The following is a 24,367-nucleotide window of genomic DNA, read 5'->3' on the forward strand; positions in this document are numbered from 1 at the left end:
AGAGGATGGGCCGGCGTCGGTTGCGATGCCGGCCCTGTCAGCGGTTATCCGCGCGGCGGCCAGACTTCGCCGGTAAGACCGGTCTTCGGCTCACCGAGAAGAGGCGTCTTCAGGGCGCGAATGCCGTCGATGCTGATCAGCCAGATGATGTTGCGGTCATACTCCGTGAAGACCGCGAAACTGGCATTCTCATAGGTGTAATCAGGCATTTCCTCAGGCTTGGGGAAACGCGGTACGTAGTAACCGGCGATCTTCGGATCCTTCGGATCCTTGACGTCGAAGATCTGCAGGCCGGCGTTGTAGAAGGCATAGGGCAGGATGCCTTCGCGGCTGTGGCCCGGCTGGTGGGTCGTGCCGGAGCGCTTCGGACCGAAGCTGCCGCGCCGCTGGCAATAGTCGGTGAATTCGGCCTCTGCCGGCGGGGTCGGACGCGGGAAGGTGGCGACCACCTTCGGCTCCTTCGGATCCTTGGCGTCGATGACCAGCACGTCCTTGTAGGGTTCGTAGCAGTTGGAGTTCATCGGGTAGCCGTTAGCAAAGACATAGCCGGTGCGCTCGTACTGGCTGGTATCGGCATTGTCGAACTCGGTGCCGGCAAAGCTCGGTGGAATGCTCAGATGGCCGAGCATTTCCGGCGTGCCGGGTTTGGTGAGGTCGAAGGTGTAGAAGCCGAGACCGCCCATGGCGCCGAAACCGATCGTGCCACCCTTTTCCACGGGCTTCGGCAGGAACAGCGGCATGCGCGACCCCATCCAGGACGTGCGGTTGCCGGCGCGCGGGTTCATCAGGTAGGCATCCTCGCTGGCCTTGTCCCCGACAACCTGGCCAGGAACGGTGACCTGGCTGACGAAAAGAGGATTGGCCGGGTCCGTCATGTCCCAGGCCTGGTACCCCGGCGAATGCAGGTAGTCCGGGTATTCGGTCAAGGCGTAGCTGTCGTCGGGCGCCGCCGAGAGATACATGTACTTGCCGCCGAACCAGGCGGGCGCGTCGAGCGAACCGGAGCCCTGCTGCTTGCCGATGGGCGCGTCGGGGTTATTGATGTCGGTCGTGCGGGTGGCGATCAGCTTCCAGTCGCTCGGCAGCGGGCCGTTCATCTCGTAGACCTTGAAGCCCTTGAGCGAATTGTACTGGCGCAGCGTCTCGACGACGTCAGGCTGCGTGCGCTTGTTGTCGAGGATGCCGAAACGGCCGATCTCGTAGGAGGCAACGACGACGTTCTTCTGGAGCTTCTCGCTCCAGGCGATGGTCATGCCGCCGAAATAGTCCTGCACCGTCTTGGCGTCCCAATCCTCGCTGGAACCTTCCGGTCCCCAGACGCCGCCCTTGGAATAGACGACTTTGGCTTTTGCGGGGTCGGTGATGTCGAGCACCCGCATGTAATCGCGGTCATGCAGGTACATGTAGCGCTTGCCGTTGAAATCCGCGACGTCCGGCCAGGCATGCCACGGCGACGTGATGTGCGGGTAGAAGGCGATTTCCTCGACATTGCTCTTGTAGGTCTTGTCATCCCAATGGTCGAGCTGGCCCGGGAAGTTCGGCGATGCGCCCAGTGCGGTGGCGCGCGGCGCGTTGAACTTGCCCGTTGCCGGGTCCATGCCGTAATCCTTTCCAGGGGTCAGCGCCGGCGGCAGCTTGTCATAGGTCAGCTCCGACCAGCGCTTGAGGTGGGGATCCTGGATGTTGATCTCCGTCGGCACGTCCTTTTCCCAGCCGGCACCAAGGGCAGAGCCCGTCGCCAGACACAAAATCGAGTATGTGATAATCAGCCTTTTCGGCATGTCCGTCTCCTCCTGCAATATCGGTGATATGCCTGCGTCCAAGGCGGTCGCGGCGCAAGGCAAACGACAGGACGGCAGCGAACACCGCACGGCGTCGCATTCCGAATTCCTTTGTTGTGTCAGTGGATTGCGCAGGCTTCCTCATGCCCGCAGTAATCACGCCGCTCCCGTTTGCTGGCCGGTATGAAATAGAACCGCTTTCCCTATAACAATCGCCTTAATCGGCATTAATTCATGCGGATTTCTTATGAGTGCGCGTGCGCGCTCCTTTCTTGCGCGCTGCAAGCGCTGCCGCTTCCCCTTCCTCGACGGCGTAGACTTCAAGCGGATAGCCGAAATGCTCGTCCATCAGCAGACGGGCGCGCTCGGCGTTGCGGTCAAGCACGGCCTCCATCAGGTCGGTATGAGGCCCGATCGACTGCGCCTTATGCAGCGCAGCCATGGCCTCCTCGTATCCGTCAGTCTCGCCGGCGGCAGCCCTCAGGGCGGGGGCGAAGGCCAGGAAGCGGTAGTGGCGCTGGAGCTGGTCCGAAATGGTTGCGCGGAAGCGCATCAGCCAGCTCGATTGCGCCGCGCTGAGCAGGGCGGCGTGAAATGCCTCGTGCCGTTCCATCCAGGCATCGACGGAAAGGTCGGAGGAGTCCTCGAGGATCGTCTTGCAGCGCGACAGGCGGTAATGCGCGGTGACGATGGCCGATTCCCATTCGGAACCGCCGCGCTCCATGGCTTCCAGCAGCAACGGGATTTCGACGACACTGCGCGCCTTCGTCAGATCCTCCAACTCGGCCCGCGAGACGGGTGCGACCGTGAACCCGCGATTGGAGATGGCCACGACCAGGCGCTCCGCCTCCAGCCGCGAAAGGGCTTCGCGCAGCGGCGTCCGCCCGACATCGTAGGTCTTGCTCAGGAGATCAACCCGCAACGGCGTCCCCGGCTGCAGCCGGGTCATGAGGATCTCAGTCCGCAAAATCCGGTAGGCGGCCTCTGTTTTTGTACCGTTCTCTTGCTCTTCGGTCACTTGCACTCCCCAAAAAGTGGCACCTCGATAGGTGGCATCATATATTCGAGAAAAGTATATGATAATCGCAAATCGCGATAATTGTATACTATCTCGTTGACTTTGCCGTGCGGCTGCGCTTCCTCATCCCTCGTCGTGCTGTCATTGCGACAGCTGGAGGAGGAACACATGGCGACCACGAAATCGAAACTTATCACAAGCCTGATGGCCGTCGGCCTGATGCTCGCAGCGACTGGCTCGGCCGCCGCCGATCCGATCCGCATCGGCATCGCCAATTTCGGCGAACATCCGCCACTCAATGCAGCGATCGCCGGTTTCAAGAAGGCGCTCGCGGAAAACGGCTTCGTCGAGGGCAAGGACGTCGTCTACACGGAAAGCCACACCAATTTCGACGCTTCGCTCGTGCCGCAGATGATCGCGAAGCTGCAGGCCGAACAACCGAAGCTCGTCTACACCGTCACCACGCCGGTTTCGCAGATTGCCAAGAAGGCACTCGCCGGCTCCGGCATTCCGGTCGTTTTCACGGCCGTCACCGATCCGGTAGCCGCCAAGCTCGTCCCGTCCTCCGAAAGCGGGGACGATGGCATCTCCGGTGCGACCGACAGCCAGGACATGGCTGCGGTGCTTGCCTTCACCAAGAAGCTGTTGCCGAACGCCAAGCGCCTCGGCCTTCCCTATAATCCGGGCGAGGCCAATGACGTGGCGCTGCTCGAAACCGTTCGCAAGATCGCACCCGAACAGGGCTTCGAAGTCGTCGAAGTCGGCGTCGACAATCTCAATGACATCCAGCAGCGCATTACCTCGCTCGCCGGCAAGGTGGACGTCATCTACGGTCCGACCTCCAACATGATCCAGCCGGCCATCGCCGCGGTTGCGTCGGCCGCGCGCCAGTCTGGCATTCCGGTCGTCAACGCCGTCGATACCGCGGTGCTGGAAGGCTTCGTACCGGCAAGCTTCGCCGTCAACTACGAACAGGTCGGCGAGAATGCAGGCAAGATCGCGGCCGAAGTGTTGAAGGGCAAGGACCCGAAGTCCATCGCCCCCGTGCGCCCTGCCGTTGAAGATCACCAAGCGCTGATCTCCAAGAAGGCGATGGCTGCCTTCGGCATCGAGATCCCGGCTTCGCTCGCCGACTGCAAATGCATCGTCGAGTGACCTGACGCCATCGGCGGTCGGTGCGCTGAGCACCGTCCGCCTGAGCGCCAGGAGCGCTCGACCCTTTTGTTTTTTTCACAATTCCTGATGCAAAGCCGCTGAGACGCATTTGCTGGAATTGCTCAGAGGAGGAACGGATGCTCGAAATCCGATCTGCACGTAAGGTCTTCTACAAGGGACAGCCCGACGAGAAGATCGCCCTCAACGACCTCAGTCTGACGCTCCCGACCGGCAACTTTGCCATCGTCATCGGATCGAACGGCGCCGGCAAGAGCAGCATGTTGAACGCCATTTCCGGCGCACTGATGCTCGATTCCGGCAAGATCCTGATCAACGGAGACGATGTCACGGCGCTGCCGGTGCACAAGCGCGCAAGCCGTGTCGCCCGGGTGTTCCAGGATCCGATGAAGGGCACGGCTGCCTCGATGACGGTAGCGGAGAATATGCTGCTTGCCGAATTGCGCGGCAAGAAGCTGAGCCTCAACCGTGGCCTCAACGCCAAGCGGCTCGCGAGCTACCGCGAACGCCTCGCCGCACTGAATCTCGGACTGGAGAACCGTCTGGAAACACGCGTCGAGCTGCTTTCGGGCGGCCAGCGGCAATCGCTTTCTCTGATCATGGCAACGTGCGACCAGCCTGATCTCCTGCTTCTCGACGAGCATACGGCCGCGCTTGATCCGCGCACGGCCGATATCGTGATGCAGGCGACGGTGCGCGCGGTCGAGGCCTTCAACCTCACAACGCTGATGGTGACGCACAACATGCAGCACGCTGTCGATTTCGGCCATAGCGTGGTGATGCTCGATGCCGGCAGGACACGGCTTGAAATCACCGGCGCGGAAAAGGCCGAGGTCACGATCCCGAAACTTATCGGTCACTTCGGATTGAAGACCGATCGAATGCTGCTGGCGAGCTGAGACCGACATGGACACCATTTACACTGTTATCTCGAACTTCATCGCGCTTGTGCCGGTCACGCTGGCGCAAAGCCTTATCCTGTCCTTCATCGTGCTCGGCATCATGCTGCCGTTCCGCACGCTGAACTTTCCGGATCTGACCAGCGAAGGCGCATTCCCGCTCGGCGGCTGCGTCTGCGCACTGTCGCTGGCCGGCGGCGCGCCGGGCTGGCTTGCCATCCTCGCGGCCATGGCCGCCGGGTTCCTGGCCGGAAGCTGCACGGCCTTCGTGCATCTGCGTTTCCGTATCCATACGCTCTTGGCCGGCATCCTGATGATGACCATGCTCTACAGCATCAATCTGCGGCTCATGGGCAAGTCCAACCTCTCGGTCTACGGCACGCCGACCATTTTTGATGGTATTCCCTTCGTCGAGCCGGGCTTTCCTGTCAGCAAGATCGTCGTCGCGGGCCTGCTCGGTATTGCCGTCTATTGTCTGCTGAACCTCTATTTCCGGACCGAACGCGGCACGGCCATGCGCGCCGTCGGCTCCAACCCGGACATGGCGGAAGCGCAGGGCATCAGCATCTGGGCCGCCACCATCGGTGGCGTCGGCCTTGCCGGGGCCTTCTCAGCGACCAGTGGTGCGCTCATGGTGCAATCGCAGGGATTTGCCGACGTCAACATGGGGATCGGTACGCTGATCAACGGCCTAGCCGCCCTGATGATCGGCGAAGCCATCGTCGGCAAGCAGACCATCCGCCGCCAGCTTGCCGCCCCCTTCGTCGGCGCCATCGTCTACTACCAGCTTGTCTCTCTGTGCCTGGCAGCCGGAATGCCGCCGACCGACCTGAAGCTCGCGACCGGCCTCTTCGTGCTCGCCATGCTCGCCCTGCCGACCCTCAAGCGTAGCCGCGGGCCCATGCCAGCCCGCGAAGCCATTCGTGAATAGAAGGACTGCCCCTATGAAGATCGATATTCCTGCCGTCGAGGCGCTGGACCGCGACGACCCGCTCGCAGGCTTCAAGAGCCGCTTTGATTTGCCGGAGGGCGTAACCTATCTCGACGGCAATTCGCTGGGCGCGGCGCTCTTCGCCTCCTATGCCGAGATCGAAAAAGCCGCGAAGCTCGAATGGGGTCAGGATCTCATCCGCAGCTGGAACAAGGCCGGCTGGTTTGCGCTGCCGCTGACGCTCGGCGACCGCGTCGGCCGCCTCATCGGCGCCGCACCCGGCCAGACGGCCGTGACCGACCACACCTCGGCCAACGTCTACAAGGCGTTGCATGCAGCACTCGGCCTCAATGCTGAGCGCAAGGTCATCGTGGCGGAAAGCGGGAGCTTCCCGACCGACCTCTACATGGCGGAAGGCGTGATGGCGACGCGCCCCAGCACGGTCATGCGGCTGGAGGGCGTCGATGCGCCCCGGATCGAGGACCTGATTGACGAAACCGTCGCCGTAGTCCTGATCAACCACGTCAACTATAAGACCGGCGCGCTGCGCGACATGGAGGCGCTGACCAAGCGCGCCCACGCGGCCGGCGCACTCGTCGTCTGGGACCTCTGCCATTCCGCCGGCGCGCTGCCGGTGGAACTCGACGGCTGCAACGTCGATTTCGCCGTCGGCTGCACCTACAAGTACCTCAACGGTGGCCCCGGCGCGCCCGCCTTCATCTATGTGGCCAAGCGTCACCAGGAAAAGGTCAGCCAGCCGCTCAGCGGTTGGTGGGGCCATGCCCGCCCGTTCGGCTTCGAGCGCGGCTACGACGGCGGTGCGGGCATCCTGCGCTTCCTCTCCGGCACGCAACCGATCCTGTCGCTGCGGGCGCTGTCGGCAGCCCTCGACCTGTGGGACGAGGTGGACATGGCGGTGATCCGCAAGAAGAGCATCGCGCTTACCGATCTCTTCATCAAGCTCGTCGAGGCCCGCTGCGGCGCGTTTGGCCTGAAACTGGTCGGACCAAGGGATGGTACTGTGCGCGGCAGCCAGGTCTCCTTCGAACACGAGGGGGCCTATGAAATCATGCAGGCCCTGATCGAGCGGGGCGTCATCGGCGATTTCCGCGCACCCGCCACCATCCGCTTCGGCTTCACGCCGCTCTACACGAGTTTCAGAGATGTCTGGAACGCCGTGGACGTGCTGCACGAGGTGATGGAAACCGGGGCATGGCGCGATGCCCGCTTCGCGGTGCGCAGTGCGGTGACCTGATCGGCGAACGGTAGGAAGGATGAAGAGGGCGCTTTCCCGGCCGGGAAGGCGCCTTTTCGCGTTTGTTGGCTGGCTGAAGACTTATCACATTTCGATATCAATTCATTCAACCTATGTGGATTGTTATATCAGACCGCTGATTGCATCCATTGCTGGACAGGAAGGCTCGGCCTTCCAAAGGACTGGCGAAAAGGCAATCTCATGGCTCAGGAAACGCATGCTCAGCTCTATATCGGTGGCAAATGGAGGGCGACCTCCGAGACGCTCGCCGTCATCAACCCAGCCAATGAGGAGGTCATCGGCAAGGTCGCTGTCGCCCGCGAGACGGATCTCGCCGACGCGACCGATGCCGCTTGGCAGGGTTTTCAGATCTGGAGCCGGACATCCCCCGCAGCGCGCGCGGCAATCATCCTGAACGCAGCGCAACTGCTGCGCGAACGTTCGGAAGAGATCGCCCGCTCGATCACGCTGGAGAACGGCAAGCCGCTCTCCGAGGCTCGGTCCGAGGTCATCCGCGGTTGCGAGTTCTTCGAATGGGACGCGGGCGAATGCGTGCGCCTCTATGGCCGGGTCATCCCGAGCGCGCCGGGTATACGCTATATGGTGCTGCATGAACCGATCGGCCCGGTTGCGGCTTTCTCGCCGTGGAACTTCCCGATGAGCCAGCCTGCCCGCAAGATCGGCGGGGCGCTTGCCGCCGGCTGCTCCATCATCATGAAGGCTTCGGAGGAGACGCCGACGGGTGTCGTGCACATCGCCCGTGCGTTCCACGATGCCGGCCTGCCGGCCGGCGTGCTCAACCTCGTCTTCGGCCATCCTGCCGAAATTTCCGAGTATCTCATCCCGCAGGAGCGCATCCGCATGGTCGCCTTCACCGGCTCTACCGCGGTTGGAAAGCACCTGACGACGCTCGCTTCGCAGGTCATGAAGCCGGCACTGATGGAGCTTGGCGGGCATGCGCCCGTCATCGTCTGCGAGGATGCCGATCCCGTTGCCGCAGGCATTGCCTGTGCGACCCGCAAGTACCGCAATTCCGGCCAGGTCTGCACCTCGCCGACGCGGTTCTTCGTGCACGAGGCGCTCTACGATCGCTTTACCGTCGCCTTCCAGGAAAAGGCGCAATCCATCAAGGTCGGCGACGGCCTCGATGCCGCGACCCAGATGGGGCCGGTCGCCAATGATCGTCGCATCGCGGCCCTCCAGGAGCTTGTGGACGATGCGCGTTCCAAGGGCGCGCGCGTGCTTTGCGGCGGTGGGCGCCTCGATGGCAAGGGCTACTTCTTCGCACCGACCGCGATTGCCGATCTGCCGGATGATGCCCGTGCGCTTTCCGAAGAGCCTTTCGGCCCGCTTGCCCTGATCAATCCGGTTTCTTCAGTGGAGCAGGCTGTTGCCAAAGCGAACGCGCTTCCCTTTGGTCTGGCCGCCTATGCCTTCACGAACTCTGTTGCCAATGTCGATCGCCTCATCCAGGGCATCGAGGCCGGAAACCTATCGATCAACACGCTTGAGGCCTCCGTCGCCGAAACGCCGTTCGGCGGCGTCAAGGAAAGCGGCCTTGGCCGTGAAGGTGGCGCGGAAGGCCTGCATCACTATACCGTCGTGAAGAACGTTTCGCTGCGCATCGCCTGAGCGGCCGCGCGCAGCAGCCGAGAGAAACTGAGGCCGAAACCGTTACCGTGACGGTTTCGGCCTCTTTGCGTTTCGTCAACCGATCACCGGAATCATGTCGCGCAGCACCTTGCGCAGCACTGTGCGGACCGCGAGCGTCGCAGGGGAGGGCGTGCGCTCACGCGCTGTGATGACGGCCACGTCTCGGGCGATCGACGGCTCGACCAACGGACGGGCTGAAATCTTCCGGCCGTTCAGGCCGGTAAAGGCATAGGTCGGCAGGATGGCAAGCCCTGCCTCTCGCTCGACGAGGGAAAGGGCCGTGTTGATCTGGTGCACTTCCAGGGAAGGGCGCAGCGGCACTCCGGCGCTTTCGAAACCAACTTCGGTCAGAAGGCGGATGTTGCTTTCGCGTGTCAGCGTGATGATCGGCTGGTCGGAGAGCGCCGACCAGGCCACTTCGGCCTTCGCGCAGATGGCGTGGCCCTCGGGCGCAAAAACCATCAGCTGGTCACGCAGCACGCGTTGAATCTCAAGACCGTCCTCGTCGCTGGCAAACGTGCCGACGCCGAGATCACAAAGGCCGCTGCGCACCCGTGGGGCGATGAGGTCCGTCACCACATCCTCTATCCTCAGCTTGAGGTTCGGATGGGTCGCGGCAACCTCCTGCAACAGGCGCGGCAGCACCGTCGCACCGAGGAAGGGTGGGGCGGCGATGCGCACGAGGCCGGTCCTCAACTGCCCGAGGTCGTGCACCGCATCGACGGCGCGCTCAATTTCCGCCAGCCCCGGCAAGGCTCCGGCGGCAAAGACGCGGCCGGCTTCGGTCAGTTCGACACGTCGGGTCGTGCGGTCGAAGAGCCGCGCGCCAAGCAGCGCCTCGAGGTCGCGGATCGCATGCGAAATGCCGGCCTGGCTGGTGCGCAATCGTTCGGCAGCGCGGGAGAAGTTGCCGAGTTCGACCACGGCCTGGAAACACTTGATCTGACGGAGATTGAGCATCGGGTCATCCATACTGATTTGAGCATGAATATATACGAACTATGCGCCTTTATGAATAAGATTCTCCTGCGCTAAATGGTGACAACAGAGACCGGGACGGCCTGCTTCACGCGCCGCCGGAAGGACATGCGACAGGGAGCGTCATGAAATACCAGCGTAAAGATGCAAAGGCTCATTCCCGTGCCACCATGCGCGGCATCTGGGCGGCGGCGAACACGCCGTTTACTGCCGATGGCGCGATCGACGAGGAGGGTTACCGCCGAAACGTCGAGCATTGGATTTCCGACCTTGGCATCGACGGCCTGTTTATCGCCGGCAAGCAGGGCGAATTCTTCTCCATGTCGGTCGACGAGCGCAAGCGCATGTTCGATCTGTCGGTGAATGCGGCCGGCGGCCGGGCGCAGACCATCATGTCCTGCTCGGATCAGAACATGGACGTGGTGATTGATCTTGCCCGGCACGCGCAGGCGTGTGGCGCCGACTATATCGTCGTGCATGCGCCGATCCTGCACTTCTTCAAGGAGCAGGATGAGACGCTGCTGCGTTATTACGAGACCATCGCATCCAAGGTGGATATCGGCATGGCGCTGTGGTCGCATCCCGACAGCGGCTACCTGATGAGCCCGGAACTGTGCAACCGGCTTGCCGATATCGAGACGGTGGTGGCGATCAAGTATTCCGTGCCCCGCGACCTCTACAAGAAGCTGACCGCGCTTGCCGGCGACCGCATCCTCGTCTCGACCGCTTCGGAAGAGGAATGGCTGGATAACGTGCTGGAACTGGGCTGGCAGCTTTATCTCTGCTCCTCGCCGCCCTACACGCTCCAGACCAAGACGGACCGCCGGATGGCCGAATACACAGCACTCGCCTTAGCCGGAAAGGCCGAAGAGGCACGCGCCGTTAGCGCGAGCCTGCAAGGTGTTCGCGACGCCTTCCGCAAGACCAAGCCGGCGGAAAAGCCCCATGCGCACCAAAAGTACTGGCAGGAACTGCTCGGCCAGGTGGGTGGAGCGGTTCGCCGCCCCCTGTTGGAGCTGACGGACGAGGAAAAGAGACTGACCCGAGCCGCCTTTGAAGAGTGCGGTCTGAAATTGGGTTAAACGGGAGAGGGAGGAAAACCATGACCAAGCTGAAAGCCTTCAACCTGCAGAAGTGGATCGACGAGCACAAGCACCTGCTGAAGCCGCCGGTCGGCAACCAGCAGATCTGGAAGGATGCCGATTTGATGGTGACCATCGTCGGTGGCCCCAACAAGCGCACCGACTACCACGACGACCCCGTCGAGGAGTTCTTCTACCAGCTCAAGGGCGACATGGTGCTGAAGCTCTATGACGGCAAGGACTTCTACGACGTGCCGATCCGCGAGGGCGACATCTTCCTGCTGCCGCCGCATGTGCGCCATTCGCCACAGCGGCCGATGGAAGGTTCGATCGGTCTCGTTATCGAGCCGACGCGACCGGAAGGCCTGCTCGACGCGGTCGAATGGTACTGCTTCGAATGCACCGAGCTCGTGCACCGGGCGGAGGTAGACCTCGAATCCATCGTCGACGACCTGCCGCCGATCTACCAGGCTTTCTACGCGGACGAGAAGCTGCGCACGTGCCCGAAATGCGGCACCGTACACCCCGGAAAAACCCCGCCCGAGGGCTGGGTGACGCTCTGATCCGGCACCAAGACAGGGGAACCTTTATGTCGACAGTCGAAGCCATCTGCCTCGTCGGCTGGGGCGCCATAGGCCAGCGGGTCGCAGCACTTCTGAAGGCGAGGGGTGCGAGTGCCCGCATAGTTGGGATCGCGGTGCGCGATCCAAAGGAAGTCGAAGGGACCATGCCGGAGGGGGCGGTTCATCTATCGAGCCCCGAGGCATTGGCTGCGACCAGCGCGACCTTGGTTGTCGAAGCCGCAAGCCGCGAAAGCGTGTTGCCGTTCGCCCGCGCTGCGCTGGCGGCAGGCATGGATTTCGCCGTCACCTCAACCTCCGCCCTGGTGGATGTCGCTGTGCTCGACGAACTCGTCGAGCTGGCGCGGCGAAATGGCAGCAAACTGATCATTCCGCCGGGCGCGCTCGGCGGCATCGATGCCCTCTCGGCGGCGTCGCGGTTGGGGCTGGACAGCGTGGAGCACGTCATCACCAAACCCGCGCGGGCCTGGCTCGGCACGCCGGCCGAGAAGCTCTGTCGCTTGACAGAACTGCAGGAGGCGGAAGCCTTCTTCGAGGGCTCGGCGGCCGAGGCGGCGACAGCCTTTCCGCAAAATGCCAATGTGGCAGCGACCACCTCACTCGCCGGCATCGGCATGGATCGCACGCGCGTGCGCCTCGTCGCCGACCCCAAAGCCGTGGAAAACATGCACAGCATTTGCGCCCGCGGCCCCTTCGGCACGCTCGAAATCCGCCTGCAGAACCGTCCGCTTGCAACCAATCCGAAATCCTCGGAAATGACGGCGCTGAACCTCGTTCGCTTGATCGAGAACAGGACCAGCGCACTCGTCCTCTGAGCCGTGGCATAGATTGGGCCTATTCTCCGGCAGGCCTGGTCTGGCCGGAGTAACACCAGGTCACCATTGCTGCAGATAAGCCTTTGTCGCATGCAGGTAGTCGAAGGTGTTCACCGATCCAGCAATGCGAAGAGCCTGTGCGCCTGACTGCAACTAAGGCCAGCGGCTCGCCAACGCGCAATCCTGCAACGTTCATCCATACTCAACTGCACAAATGAGCGGGCCACATCCATCGTCCTGAAACGATGGCCAATTTGCATTTGTCGCATTTGAAAATGGAATCCGCCCGGCCACACAGAGCGATCGCATAATCAGCATTATGGAACCTTATCATGTTACTACGAGGGGACGCGGTCTGCCGCTCAGGGTGCCGCCGGCGGCCGACAAAGGGACACACACCCAAGAAGCTGTTACGTCACCGCGTCAACTCCCCCCACTTTTTTAAGTGGCCATCGCAGCGGCCATCGCACTTTTGGTCGTCTCGATAAGCTGCTGGTCGCTGAATGGCTTGGCGACCACGGGAACGCCCGCAAACCTCGTCGGAAGGTTCTCCCGGCCGTAGCCGCTGACGAACACGAAGGAGATTTTCTTGTCCTGCAGCGCAGAGGCCACGGCATCGACAGCCTGGCCACGCAAGTTTCCGTCGAGGAGCGCGACGTCGACGTCGACATGGCTGATCATGTTCAGCGCCTCGTCGATGCTCGCGGCGATGCCGGCAATTTCGAAGCCGTCCGTTTCCAGCAGCGTGGCAATATCGAGAGCCACAAGGGGCTCATCCTCGATGATCAGCGCTCGGCGTGGTCTTTTCGAAGGCAACGCGTCTCGCGTGACCGCGATCCGATCGAGTTCATTTCCCGCCGCGAGCGTCGATTGTCCTACCAGGCTTTCAGGCATGTCCTCAATTAACAGCTTGATATGCCACTCGATGCCGTTCGCCGCGACCGTCATGTGGGCGGATCCGCCACCTGCTCGTGCGCTTTGCTCGATCAACGTAGTTCCAAATCCCTTCGGAGCCTTCGCTGCAAGGCGCTGCTTGCCTTCCTCAACCCATCGCAGATAGAGCAAACCGGCGTCGAGTTGCCAGTCGAGCCGGGCACGGCCCTCGGCAACCGAGTAGGCGCCATACTTGACCGCGTTGGTGGTGAGCTCATGCACGATCATCGCGATGTGAAGCGCTTCCTGTGGCTTCAGATAGACTGACGGCCCGGCATACGTGAAGCGATCTTCCTCGATAAGTCCGAGCCTCAACTGGTCTGCGACGATTTCATGAAGCTTTGCTCCCCGCCAGGTCGCCGCGCTTAGCATCGAATGCGCGCGAGACATCGACTGGATGCGTCCGCCGAACGTCTCGGCGAACGAAGCGGGATCACCGGTAAACCGGAGCGTATGAGCTGCCATGGCCTGGACGGTTGCCAGCGTGTTCTTGACGCGGTGATTGAGTTCGCCAATCAGCAAGCGCTGTGTTTCTTCGGCACGCTTGCGGCCGGTAACATCAAGAACCTGGACGCTCATCGACACTAAGCGGCCCTTCGCATCGTAGAGCGCTGAGAGATACCATTCGGCGGTGAACAAAGTGCCCTTGCGATCGCGCGCGACCAGCTCGCATACACCCCTTCCGGTTGCGTCATCTTCTACAAGCGACGCTGCCAACGACGCGAACTGCTCAGCATCCTGGGGCCGGAACACATCGAGTTCGGCAAATGTACGGCCCATTGCGTTATGCGCGGCCCAGCCGAGCATACGCTCGGCGCCCCTCGACCACGACGTCACGCGAAACTGGCAATCCAGTTGAATGAACGCCATCGGCGAGTTGTCCGTATGGGCCTGAATCAGCTCGAGCGCCTGGTCGAGCTTGGTGGAATGCGCGCGAAGCGAGTTTCGCTGACGCGCCAATTCGAAGAACACGCCGGTCTTGTTGTGTAGGACGATCGGATCGATCGGCTTTTGCAGGTAATCGACGGCACCTGCTTCATATCCACGGAAACGTCGGGCTTCATCGGCCGGCAAGGCTGTCAGGAAGATGATCGGAATGTTGCGGGTGCGCTCGGGCCCGCGCATGACCTCTGCCAGCTCGAAGCCGTCCATGCCGGGCATTTGCACGTCGAGAAGCGCCAGAGAGATGTCGTGGACGAGCAGCAACTCAAGGGCCTGTGGGCCGGACGTAGCCCGGATGAGTTCCAGCCCGTCCCGAGGAAGCAGCGCCTCGAGCGCAACGAGGTTTTCTTCCAGATCGTCGACGATCAGGAACTTGACGGTGTCACGGTCAGCCATGACGTATTCCTTCATTGCTATGGTGCCGCATGTGTTTGCGGTAGATTTTCTCGGTCCGGGCAAAGATATCGAACCGGTCCGCGTATGCCGAGAAACTCAAGGTCTCCTGCATGCCGAGCCCCAGGAAGCCGCCATGCACGAGCGAGTGATCGAACACGGCGATCGAACGATCCTGCAGCGCCTTGTCGAAGTAGATGAGCACGTTTCGACAAGAGACCAGATGGACTTCGGAAAACACCTGGTCGCTGACAAGGCTATGTTCCGAGAATACGGTGCGAGCCCGCAGCGATTTGTCGAAGACGGCGGAGCCATATGCAGCAGTGTAATAATCGGACAGGGACGACCTGCCACCGGACAACCGGTGATTTTCGGTAAAGTGGGCCATGCGGTCGAGCGCGTAGATACCGGCCTCCGCCTTCTTCAGCGCAGCGGGGTTGATATCCGTCGCATAGAACATGGTGCGACTTTCCAGACCCTCTTCACGAAAGAGGATGGAGAGCGAGTAAAGCTCCTCTCCGTCGCTGCAGCCGGCAATCCAGACTTTCAGAGAAGGATAGGTCTTCAGGTGCGGGATCACTTTATCGCGCAGCATGCGGTAATATCCGGGATCGCGGAACAGTTCGCTCACTTGCACGGTCAGGAAGTTGAGCAATTCGCGAAATACCGAGGGCTTATGGAGTACGAGGTGCTGTAGCATGGACAGGCTGCTGCACTCAAAATGAACCCGCGCCTGCTCCATCCTTCGCGCCAGCGACGCCTGGGAATAACCTCTGAAGTCGTAGTGGCTCTTCTGATAGATGGCCTCAAGCAGCAAGGTAAGCTCGATCTCGTCGATCCTGCTTGCGGATAGGACAGCGTCGGTCATCGCGAGATCCAGACCCGTGCCAAGGATAGCAGCTTGTCGACATCGAGCGGCTTTGCCAGATAATCGTTCGCGCCGGCGTCGATCGACTGCTGCTGATCCTGGGGCATGGCCTTGGCTGTCAGCATGATAATCGGCAGGCCCTTCAGACCCGGGCGCCTGCGAATTTCGCGAACGGCAGTCAATCCATCCATTTCGGGCATCATCACGTCCATGAGCACGAGATCGAAGGGTGATCCGGCGCCTTGCTTCTGGCCCTCGTCAATTGCCTTCAACGCCTCCAGTCCATTTCTGGCGATGGTGACGCTTGCGCCATGGGTTTCGAAGATGCTGGTCAAGGCATAGACGTTGCGCACGTCGTCCTCGACAATCAGGATGCGCCGGCCTTGCACCGCTTCATCGCGATTGAGCGATTTCGCGAGCATCTCCTGCTGCTGGTTTGGAAGCGTTGAAACGACCTGGTGCAGGAAGAGAGTGACCTCGTCCAGCAGGCGCTCGGGCGACTTCGCTCCCTTGATGATGATCGATTTGGCGTATCGCCTCAGACGGAGCTCGTCGTCGGGGGTGATGTCGCGGCCGGTATAGACGATAACAGGCGGGAAGGCGATCGAAGCGTCCTGGCTCAGTTCGTCCAGAACATCCAGGCCCGAGGCGTCGGGCAAGGTCAGATCGAGCACCATGCAGTCGAATGTCTCGCCTCTCAGCTTCTCAAGGCATTCGGCTGCGGTCTTGGCGCCGACAGTGCTGACATTGCGCGAGTTCAGGAGCAGTTGCACACTCTCGAGCTGCGTCGCATCGTCTTCAACGACAAGCACGCGTCGCACGGGTTCGAGCAGTTTGTGTTCGAGGCCCTCCAGCGCCTGCACCAGTTCCTCGCGCTTGACCGGCTTTAGCGTGTATCCGGCTGCCCCCAGCGCACGCGCGCGGCGGACATAATCCGAAGCGGAGACGACGTGCACGGGGATGTGACGCGTCCGCAGGTCATGTTTCAGCCTGTCGAGCACGAACAGGCCGGTATGGTCCGGCAGACCGATATCGAGGATGATCGCATGCGGCAGGTATTGGCGGGCGAGAATGACGCCGTCTTCCGCGGTGCCGGCAACGATGCATTGAAAACCGAGTTCGTGGGCAAGATCATAGAGGATCTCGGCGAAGGTCGCGTCGTCCTCCACGGCCAGCATCACGCGGCCACCGGCCGTCAACCTGGCGCGGTCGTCGGGGATCAGTTTGGTCGATACGTCTTTGGGAGCGTGCGCCTCTGAGGAGGCCTGTACAATGACAGGCTGGCCGACGACCGATGTCCTCGTCGGGGATTGCGCCGATGTTTCGAGTTCAAGAGGCAGTACCAGCCTGAAGGTGCTGCCCTGCCCTTCCCGGCTTTCGACCTCGATGCGGCCGGAGAGCATGGTGCCAAGCTCGCGCGAAATCGAAAGACCGAGACCGGTGCCGCCGTATTTGCGGCTGATCGTCCCGTCGGCCTGCCGGAACGGCTCGAAGATCGCCTGCTGATGCTCTTCGGAGATCCCGATCCCGGTGTCACGAACGCTGAACGAGATATGGCGCCCTCCACTCTTTTCGATTACCAGCGCAACTTCGCCATTGTGCGTGAACTTGATCGCATTGCTGAGGAAGTTCTTGAGGATCTGCTCCAGTCGGAGCGGGTCGGTGACGACGGTCGCCGGCGTTTCGGATGGGATATCCACGCGCAGCTTCAGACCTTTCTCGACGGCAGTGGTCTCGAACATGCCCTTTAGCTTGCCAACGATATCAGCAACGGCGACTGACTGGGGCTGAACCTCGACCTGACCGGCCTCGATCTTTGAAATGTCGAGGATATCGTTGATCAGCAGCAGCAGGTCATTACCCGAAGATTTGATCGTGTTTGCAAACTTGACCTGCTCTGCGCTCAGATTGCCAGCCTTGTTGTCAGCGAGCAGTTGGGCAAGGATAAGCAATGAGTTCAGCGGTGTCCGCAACTCGTGCGACATGTTGGAGAGGAATTCGGATTTGTAGCGGCTCCCCTTCTCCAAATCCCGGGCCTGCTGCTGCAGTACCAGTTTGGCGCCAGCGAGGTCATCGCGCTGTGCCTCGAGTTCACGTGTCTGGCGTTCGAGCTGGGCGTTGTTCTGTTCCAGTTCGGTCTGCTGAAGTTCCAGCCGCGATTGTGAGTCCTGCAGGGACCGGCTCTGGGCCTCGAGTTCGTCGTTCGCGGCGCGCATCTCGTCGCTTTGCGCCTGAAGTTCGGCTGCCTGTTCTCGCGTCTCTTCAAGAAGGTCCCGCAGGCTGTCGCGATATTCCACCGAACGGACGGCGATGCCGATCATGGGAGACAGCCGTTCGACGAGCGCGGCGCCGTCCCTATCGATATCCTTGAGGAAGCCGAATTCCAGAACGGCGTTGATGACGCCGTTATCCTCGGCGGCAAACATCAGCAGATTGCGCGGAACCGCACGGCCAAGGGCCGAGCCGACATAGAGATAATTTTCCGGGACGGCCGAGAGCGTGATGGTCTTTCCGTCCTTCGCTACCTGGCCGATCAGTCCGTCTCCGATCGCGACCGATTGCGGGACCGGCGCGTCGTCGGGCACGCCGAACGATGCCTTGCGACAGAAGGTGGCGCCCTTGCCAATAAAGATCGCGGCACTTTGGGCCCCGAGGAAGGACGTCAGATAATCCAGCACATTATCGGAGAGCTGCTCGATCGTCTGTTCACCGGCTATGCGGCTCGCGAGCCCCACCTGGCCCGCTTGCAGCCATTCCTGCCGACGCACTTCGGTCTTGTTGCGGATGAACGCAAAGCCGGTGGCCGCCAGAACCCATATGGTTGCGACGCAGAGAGAGCGATTGATCTGGGCCAGGCTTTCCGAAACGCCGCTCGGGGCCAGAAAATAGCCTATGACGATGAGGATGGTCGACACGACCGCCACGATAATGGGCGCCTCTTGCCGCCAGGCAAAGAAGGATACCGCAGCCGCCAGGATGTAGACGACCCAGACGGCGGTGCCCAGAGGCAGCATGAGATCGGCTATGAACGGCAACACGACCAGGATCGCGAGGAGAGCATAAATCCAAGGAGCGGACTTTTCCGCCGATGCAGTCGTCATGTCTGTCAATTTCCCCGAGCCGATGCCACTTCGAGCCCACAACTAGCCCTGCAGCATCGCGGCAGATAGTGCCGGACATGGCTTTTTCCAGTCAAAGGCCTGGATAAATATTCATGCGTTCAACAAGGTCTCCCAGCCATTGTTGTCGCTGGCGCGATGGCAACGAAGAAATCGCTGCCAGACAAGGCCCGCCACGGTGGCAATCAGTCCCGGACCAACTGGTGACAACCGCAGAATTGGCGGATGGACTACCGTTGCAAACAGTCGGGTCGCGCCTCAATTTGGAACGAAGACGAGATTGCCGACGAAGCCCTTGGCCATGAAATCCGCCTGCACGCGATGGAAGGCGGATGTGCGCCCGCCTGCCCTGACTTGAGCCATGCAGTTCGAGTTGTTTCAGATACAGGATGCGCAGATCGAGCCGAACGACCGGCCCGCCAATCGCGCCTGCCGTCGTGTATCGGCCCTCCGATCTGAGCACTTTCAAAAGCTCGTTGAAGAGCGGGCCGGCGACGAGATCGGCGACCACATCGATCGGCCTGCCTTTCGCCGCCTTGCGGACCGCATCGACAAAATGATCGTCACCACGACCTGCGGACCGATGGCAAGAACGGGTTGCTCCTTGCCCGGGCCCGTTACGGCAATCGGGATCGCATCGAGCACGCGCTCAGCTGGATGATGGCGATGCCGACCCCGCCCGATGCACCGGTCACCGGCGCGGCCTCGCCGGCTGCAAGGCCGGCCCGCTCGAGCACGCGTTCTGCCGTTAGATAGGCACAGCAGAATGTCGCGAGCTCGATATCGGTCAGGTCTGTATCGACGAGCGCGTTCTGCGCCGCCACCGCCACGTATTGCGCGCAGCTGCCATCGCGGCCCCGTGGCCGACGCGTTGCACCGCGCCCATCGTGCTCGGCATCGCGGGCATGACGGTCATCGTGCGAACACCTCTTCGATCGCTGCCGCTGCTGCCTTCACCACCACGTCAGCCTCTTCCCTAGACAGGCACAGCGGCGGGGCGAAACCGAGAATGTCTCCCTGCGGCATGGCCCGGCCGATAACGCCGCGCTCGGCAAGTGCTGCCGCCACCTGCGGTCCGATCTTCCGGCCCACATCGAAAAACCGCCGGTCATCCCGGTCTTCGACGAACTCGACGGCCGCCATCATTCCGTCGCCGCGAACCTCGCCGACATGCACATGATCGCCGACCGCCTCGGCAAGCTGCTTACGGAAATAGGCGCCGGTCACGCCGGCATTTTCGACAAGGCCAAGCTCGTCGATCAGTTCGAGATTGGCGATCCCGGCGGCGGCGCAGATCGGGTGGGAGGAATAGGTCCAGCCGTGGCCGATCGCACCCAGTTCGTCCGATCCCTGAACCAGCACCTGCCAGACCTTGTCGGAGACGATCGTTCCCGAAAGCGGCGCATATGCGGAGGTGAGGCCCTTGGCGATGGTGATCAGATCCGGCTTCATTCCATAGTGATCGGAGCCGAACATCGTGCCGAGGCGGCCGAAACCGGTGACGACCTCGTCGGCGATGAGCAGGATATCGTATCTGTCGAGCACGACCTGGATCTTCTGCCAGTAGCCCTTGGGCGGCGGAACGATGCCGCCGGTGCCGAGGATCGGTTCGCCGATGAAGGCGGCGATCGTTTCAGGGCCTTCGGCAAGGATCATGTCCTCCAGCTTGTCGGCGCAATATTGTGAAAACTGCTCCTCGTCCATCGAACGGTCCGGCCGGCGGAAATAATAGGGCGCCTCCGTATGCAGGATCGGCGCGCGCGGCAGGTCGAAGGCGTTGTGAAACAGCGCAAGGCCGGTCAGCGATCCGGTCATGACACCGGAACCGTGATAGCCGCGCCAGCGCGAGATGATCTTCTTCTTGTCCGGCCGGCCGAGAATGTTGTTGTAGTACCAGATCAGCTTGATGTTGGTTTCGTTGGCGTCGGAGCCGGAAAGACCGAAATAGACCCGCGACATGCCCTGCGGCGCGCGGTCGATGATCATCTTCGACAGCGTGATCGAGGCCTCCGTGCCATGCCCGACATAGGCATGGTAATAAGCGAGGTTCTTCGCCTGCTCGGCGATCGCATCGGCGATCTTCTGGCGGCCGTAGCCGACATTGACGCAGTAGAGCCCGGCAAACGCGTCGAGGCTGGTGCGACCGTTGACATCCGTGATGTAGACGCCCTCGCCGCCGGCGATGACCCGCGTCGGTGTTTCGCCGCGCGCATGCATGCCCATATGGGTCGACGGGTGGAAGAAATGGTCACGATCCCAGGCGGTCAGTTCGTTGTTGCGGTCGAGCATTTTCTTTTGTCCTTATGCTGTCGTCTTGAATGGATCTCGCGCCTTCGACATCAGGCCGCGGTGTCGATGCAGAGGTATTTGAGCTCGGTAAAAGCCTCGAGCCCGTGCCTGGAGCCCTCGCGGCCGAGACCCGATTGTTTCCAGCCGCCGAACGGAACAGGCCCACCGGTGATCTTCACACGGTTGATCGCCACCATGCCAAACTGCAGGGCGCGGCCCATGCGCCATTGCCGTTTGCCATTCTCCGTCAGGACATAGGCGACCAGACCGTATTCCGTGTCGTTGGCCCGGGCGATGACCTCCGCCTCGCTGTCGAACACCGTCACGGCCGCAACGGGGCCGAAGGTCTCTTCTTGCATGATCAGGGCGTCATCCGGGACATCCGTCAGAAGAGTCGGCTCATAAAACAGCGCCCCCGCGTCGTGCCGCTTCCCGCCGGACAGAAGCGTCGCCCCTCGCATCAAGGCGTCGGCGACCTGCTCCTCCACCTTGGCGACCGCGCGCTCATGCATCAGCGGACCAATGTCGACGCCGGGGCTGAGCCCGGGGCCGACTTTCAGCGCAGCGATGCGCGCCGCAAAAGCGGCGTTGAAGGCCCCGACGATCGGGCGCTCGACATAGATGCGGTTGGCGGCCAGGCAGTCCTGGCCGGAGGTCGCAAACTTGGCGTTGACCGCGATATCGGCGGCCTTTTCGATATCCGCGTCGGCGAAGACAATGAGGGGTGCATGGCCGCCCAGCTCCATCACGAGACGTTTCATGGTTGGGGCGCATTGTGCGGCGATCAGACGGCCGATCGCGGTCGAACCGGTAAAGCTCATGGCACGGACCCTGTTGTCGTCGCACATCTGGCCGACGATCGTCGCGGCATTGCCGGTGACGACGTTGAAGACGCCGGCCGGAATGCCGGCCCGTTCGGCGAGTTCGGCAAGCGCCAGCGCCGAGAGCGGCGTTTCGTAGGAAGGATGGGCGACCACCGTGCAGCCGGCCGCAAGGGCAGCGGCCGCCTTTCGCGTTACCATCGCCGAAGGGAAATTCCAGGGCGTGACGATGCCGACGACGCCGAGCGCTTCCCGCCGCACGACCATCTCGGCGCCGGCAAGGTGGCTGGTGACGCTTTCCGCATTCATACGCTTTCCTTCTTCGGCATACCACTCGAGGAAGGAAGCGGCGTAATCGATCTCGCCTCGCGCTTCGGCAAGCGGCTTTCCTTGTTCCAGCGCCATGATCAAGGCGAGATCATCCCTGCTGGCAAGCATCAGTTCGCCCCATTTGCGCAGCATCGCGGCGCGGTGATGTGGGAGAAGATCATGCCAACCGAGAAAGGCCCGGTCCGCAGCATCGACGGCGGCCGTCGTTTCATCTCCGTCGAGCGAGGCCACCCGGGCGAGCGAACCGCCCGTTGCCGGATCGGTGACCGCAAAGCTCGTGCCGTGGCGGGAAGAAGTCCAACGCCCGCCGACATAGGCAAGCTCGCGCAGCAGATGGCGATCTTTCAACTGGTGCAGCGTGTCGTGAAACGGCGTGCGGGCGAAAACGGCGGTCATCGGCATCTCCTCGGCATGTGTTGCGGAGATGGTGACAGCAGGGGCGCGAGAGATTGTCTCTTCAGCGCATGACCAAGAGAGAATTTGTCTGAATTTAAGCTCGAAGGCAGAGAGATGGTCTAGGGCGATGCGGGAAGCAATGCGGCAAGCGGCAGAACGGTTTCTTCCTTGATCGTCTTCGTCACGATGTAGGTGAAGTAGCGGTCGATGCCGAGTTCGCGATCGAGCAGTCCGTCCACCAGCCGCTGATAGGCGTCGATGTCGGCAGCGACGAGCTTCAAGATATAGTCGACGCCGCCGCCGACCGACCAGCAGGCGGTGATCTCGGGGATGGCTGCGACAGCGCGCTCGAAGCGTTCGAAATCGGCCTGCCGGTGATTGCCGAGCGTCACCTCCATCATCACGCTCGCCACCGGCGCCACGCGGCGCACCGCGACGCGGGCATGATAGCCAGTGATGATGCCGGCCTTTTCCAGTTTGCGAAGCCGCATCCAGCAGGGGGTCGGGGAAAGCCCTGCCTTTTCCGCAAGCGCCAGCTTGGTGATGCGCCCGTCTTCCTGGACCGCCTCAAGGATGCGCAAGTCGATGGCGTCGAGTTTCATTTAGGGGGCTTTCACGCGTGCTGTTTCATGTCAAATCCGGAAAAAGAGATTGGGTGTTGATTTTGGCGTTGTCAATTGACCTCATTTTCAGCAGTGTAAAATCATGACAAATTGGCGCCCCGACCCTGCCCAGCTCCGCCGCCCGGCCTACCTCTCGTTGGCCGAGCAGTTCGCACGCGCCATCCAGGAAGGCAAGCTATCGAACGGGCAGCGCCTCCCGACCCATCGTCATCTCGCCGACGAGCTTGGGCTGTCTGTGCAAACGGTCAGCCGCGCCTACGATGCGCTCATCCGCCGTGGATTGATATCGGGCGAGATCGGACGCGGCAGCTTCGTACAGAGCCAGGCGAAGGAGCCGGAGCCACCCTATCTACCGGAGCGCCTTGGTGAACTGATCGACCTGTCGATCCTCAAGCCAGTCTGCGAACAGCTGCATCTGCAGAAGATGCGCGGCGCCTTTGGCTGGCTTGCGGAGAACCTGCCTTCCAGCTCTGCGCTTTCCTTCCGCCCCCACATGGCGTTCCCGCGCCATCGCAGCGTCGCCGCCGAATGGCTTGCGCGCTGCGGCCTCCAGATCTCGCCGCTCAACATCAGCCTCACCAACGGCGCGACATCCGCCATGACCGTGGCACTGATGAGCGTCGCACCTCCCGGGTCGACGATCGCGACCGAGGCGGTCAGCCACCACACGCTGGTGCCGCTGTCGACCTATCTCGGCATCCATCTCGAGGGCTTGCCCATCGATCAGGACGGCATGGTCCCAGAAGCGCTGGACGAGGCGTGCCGCAAAGGCGTCATCCGGGCTATCTTCCTGCAGCCGTCGGTCATTAATCCCACGGCAACACTGATGAGCGAGGCAAGGCGCGCAGCCCTTGCCGAGGTTGCCCGCCGGCACGACATCGCGATCATCGAGAACGACATCCTCGGCCCGCTCGTCGATGCCGGACTGAAGCCGGTGGCAGCATTCGCGCCGGAGCGCACGCTCTACATAACCAGTTTCACCAAGATCACCGTACCCGGCCTGCGCATCGGTTATCTTGCGGCCCCCGATCGCTACGTGGCGGCCGTTGCCAATAGGCATCTCGTCTCCAACTGGATGGCGACCCCGGCGATCGCCGAGATCGCCACACATTGGGTCAGCGATGGAACCGCATCGGAACTGGTCGACTGGCAGCGTCGGGCGCTGGCTGCGCGCCATGCCATTGCCGCCGACGCACTCGGCAATCTCGACTATCGCTCGCATCCCCAGGGCTTGCACATCTGGCTGCCCCTGCCGGAAGGCCATACGGAGGAAGGCTTCGTCTCGCAGGCGCGGCTTCGGGGCGTGGCGATCGCGCCAGGTTCCTCATTCCGCACATCGGACCTTGGCTGGCGGCCGGCTGTGCGCATCTCTCTCGGCTCGACGAGCGAGCAGGAATTGGGTCAAGGCCTCGGCATCGTCGCCTCTCTGGCGCTTGGAAGTCCCGAAGCTCTGCTGCTTGCGATTTGACGCAGTTGCCTCATTCATG

At 61.9% G+C, this 24,367-nt stretch carries 18 protein-coding genes and 1 pseudogene; 9 read left to right on the forward strand and 10 right to left on the reverse strand.

What is annotated here, in order from left to right; genetic code table 11:
* Positions 1–44: 44 nt before the first annotated feature.
* A complete protein-coding gene (locus LPJGGPFB_RS26315) occupies positions 45–1,781 on the reverse strand; it encodes an LVIVD repeat-containing protein (RefSeq protein ID WP_173422834.1) in 1,737 nt (578 codons plus the stop codon).
* A gap of 232 nt (positions 1,782–2,013) precedes the next feature.
* Positions 2,014–2,799 carry a GntR family transcriptional regulator gene (locus LPJGGPFB_RS26320; RefSeq protein WP_173422835.1) on the reverse strand — a complete coding sequence of 262 codons (786 nt, stop codon included), beginning with the start codon at positions 2,797–2,799 and terminating at the stop codon, positions 2,014–2,016.
* Between the two features lie 168 nt (positions 2,800–2,967).
* Between LPJGGPFB_RS26320 and LPJGGPFB_RS26325 the strand changes: the two genes are divergently transcribed.
* The 5 genes from LPJGGPFB_RS26325 (at position 2,968) to LPJGGPFB_RS26345 (ending at position 8,689) form a co-directional block, all read left to right on the forward strand.
* Positions 2,968–3,954: an ABC transporter substrate-binding protein gene (locus tag LPJGGPFB_RS26325; RefSeq protein WP_173422836.1), complete on the forward strand. Its 987-nt coding sequence runs from the start codon at positions 2,968–2,970 to the stop codon at positions 3,952–3,954.
* A 137-nt stretch (positions 3,955–4,091) separates the two neighbouring features.
* Positions 4,092–4,871, forward strand: coding sequence for an ABC transporter ATP-binding protein (locus tag LPJGGPFB_RS26330; protein WP_173422837.1), 780 nt, complete (start codon positions 4,092–4,094; stop codon positions 4,869–4,871).
* Positions 4,872–4,878: 7 nt separating this feature from the next.
* Positions 4,879–5,802 carry an ABC transporter permease gene (locus LPJGGPFB_RS26335; RefSeq protein ID WP_173422838.1) on the forward strand — a complete coding sequence of 308 codons (924 nt, stop codon included), beginning with the start codon at positions 4,879–4,881 and terminating at the stop codon, positions 5,800–5,802.
* A gap of 13 nt (positions 5,803–5,815) precedes the next feature.
* The gene (kynU, locus tag LPJGGPFB_RS26340; protein ID WP_173422839.1) at positions 5,816–7,057 is read left to right on the forward strand and encodes a kynureninase; all 1,242 of its coding nucleotides are present in this window, start codon (positions 5,816–5,818) and stop codon (positions 7,055–7,057) included.
* 201 nt (positions 7,058–7,258) lie between these two features.
* Positions 7,259–8,689, forward strand: coding sequence for an NAD-dependent succinate-semialdehyde dehydrogenase (locus LPJGGPFB_RS26345; protein ID WP_173422840.1), 1,431 nt, complete (start codon positions 7,259–7,261; stop codon positions 8,687–8,689).
* Between the two features lie 75 nt (positions 8,690–8,764).
* Here LPJGGPFB_RS26345 and LPJGGPFB_RS26350 read toward each other — a convergent pair whose 3' ends face one another.
* Positions 8,765–9,670 (reverse strand): LysR family transcriptional regulator, encoded by a 906-nt coding sequence (locus LPJGGPFB_RS26350; protein ID WP_173422841.1) that lies wholly within the window; start codon positions 9,668–9,670, stop codon positions 8,765–8,767.
* Between the two features lie 143 nt (positions 9,671–9,813).
* Here LPJGGPFB_RS26350 and LPJGGPFB_RS26355 point away from each other — a divergent pair, with 143 nt between their 5' ends.
* Genes LPJGGPFB_RS26355 through LPJGGPFB_RS26365 form a run of 3 tightly spaced genes read left to right on the forward strand, consistent with a single transcriptional unit; the run spans position 9,814 to position 12,166 of the window.
* Entirely contained in the window at positions 9,814–10,770 is a 957-nt protein-coding gene (locus LPJGGPFB_RS26355; protein ID WP_173422842.1) for a dihydrodipicolinate synthase family protein, read from the forward strand.
* 20 nt (positions 10,771–10,790) lie between these two features.
* The gene (locus tag LPJGGPFB_RS26360; protein WP_077502360.1) at positions 10,791–11,333 is read left to right on the forward strand and encodes a 3-hydroxyanthranilate 3,4-dioxygenase; all 543 of its coding nucleotides are present in this window, start codon (positions 10,791–10,793) and stop codon (positions 11,331–11,333) included.
* 26 nt (positions 11,334–11,359) lie between these two features.
* Positions 11,360–12,166, forward strand: a complete 807-nt coding sequence (locus LPJGGPFB_RS26365) for an aspartate dehydrogenase (RefSeq protein WP_173422843.1) — start codon at positions 11,360–11,362, stop codon at positions 12,164–12,166.
* Between the two features lie 441 nt (positions 12,167–12,607).
* Here LPJGGPFB_RS26365 and LPJGGPFB_RS26370 read toward each other — a convergent pair whose 3' ends face one another.
* From LPJGGPFB_RS26370 to LPJGGPFB_RS26400, 7 genes and pseudogenes are all read right to left on the reverse strand, one after another.
* The gene (locus tag LPJGGPFB_RS26370; RefSeq protein ID WP_345791080.1) at positions 12,608–14,452 is read right to left on the reverse strand and encodes a response regulator; all 1,845 of its coding nucleotides are present in this window, start codon (positions 14,450–14,452) and stop codon (positions 12,608–12,610) included.
* Positions 14,430–15,302, reverse strand: a complete 873-nt coding sequence (locus LPJGGPFB_RS26375) for a CheR family methyltransferase (RefSeq protein WP_173422845.1) — start codon at positions 15,300–15,302, stop codon at positions 14,430–14,432. The genes LPJGGPFB_RS26370 and LPJGGPFB_RS26375 overlap by 23 nt, the downstream gene beginning before the upstream one ends.
* Positions 15,299–18,403: a response regulator gene (locus LPJGGPFB_RS26380; protein ID WP_173422846.1), complete on the reverse strand. Its 3,105-nt coding sequence runs from the start codon at positions 18,401–18,403 to the stop codon at positions 15,299–15,301. Before LPJGGPFB_RS26380 ends, LPJGGPFB_RS26375 begins: the two co-directional genes overlap by 4 nt.
* A 276-nt stretch (positions 18,404–18,679) precedes the next feature.
* Positions 18,680–19,344, reverse strand: a pseudogene (locus LPJGGPFB_RS26385) (zinc-binding dehydrogenase); the annotation flags it as partial.
* Positions 19,334–20,710, reverse strand: coding sequence for an aspartate aminotransferase family protein (locus LPJGGPFB_RS26390; RefSeq protein WP_173422847.1), 1,377 nt, complete (start codon positions 20,708–20,710; stop codon positions 19,334–19,336). The pseudogene LPJGGPFB_RS26385 and the gene LPJGGPFB_RS26390, both read right to left, overlap by 11 nt.
* Before the next feature lie 50 nt (positions 20,711–20,760).
* Positions 20,761–22,257: an NAD-dependent succinate-semialdehyde dehydrogenase gene (locus tag LPJGGPFB_RS26395; RefSeq protein ID WP_173422848.1), complete on the reverse strand. Its 1,497-nt coding sequence runs from the start codon at positions 22,255–22,257 to the stop codon at positions 20,761–20,763.
* Positions 22,258–22,376: 119 nt separating this feature from the next.
* Complete coding sequence (locus tag LPJGGPFB_RS26400; protein WP_173422849.1) at positions 22,377–22,859, reverse strand: Lrp/AsnC family transcriptional regulator; 483 nt, start codon at positions 22,857–22,859, stop codon at positions 22,377–22,379.
* 103 nt (positions 22,860–22,962) lie between these two features.
* On the opposite strand from LPJGGPFB_RS26400, the gene ehuR reads away from it, so the two are divergent.
* Positions 22,963–24,348 carry a MocR-like ectoine utilization transcription factor EhuR gene (gene ehuR, locus LPJGGPFB_RS26405; RefSeq protein ID WP_173422850.1) on the forward strand — a complete coding sequence of 462 codons (1,386 nt, stop codon included), beginning with the start codon at positions 22,963–22,965 and terminating at the stop codon, positions 24,346–24,348.
* The last annotated feature ends 19 nt before the right edge of the window (positions 24,349–24,367 follow it).

It is taken from the genome of Ensifer adhaerens, from assembly GCF_013283195.1.
Taxonomy (GTDB): Bacteria; Pseudomonadota; Alphaproteobacteria; order Rhizobiales; family Rhizobiaceae; genus Ensifer; species Ensifer adhaerens_G.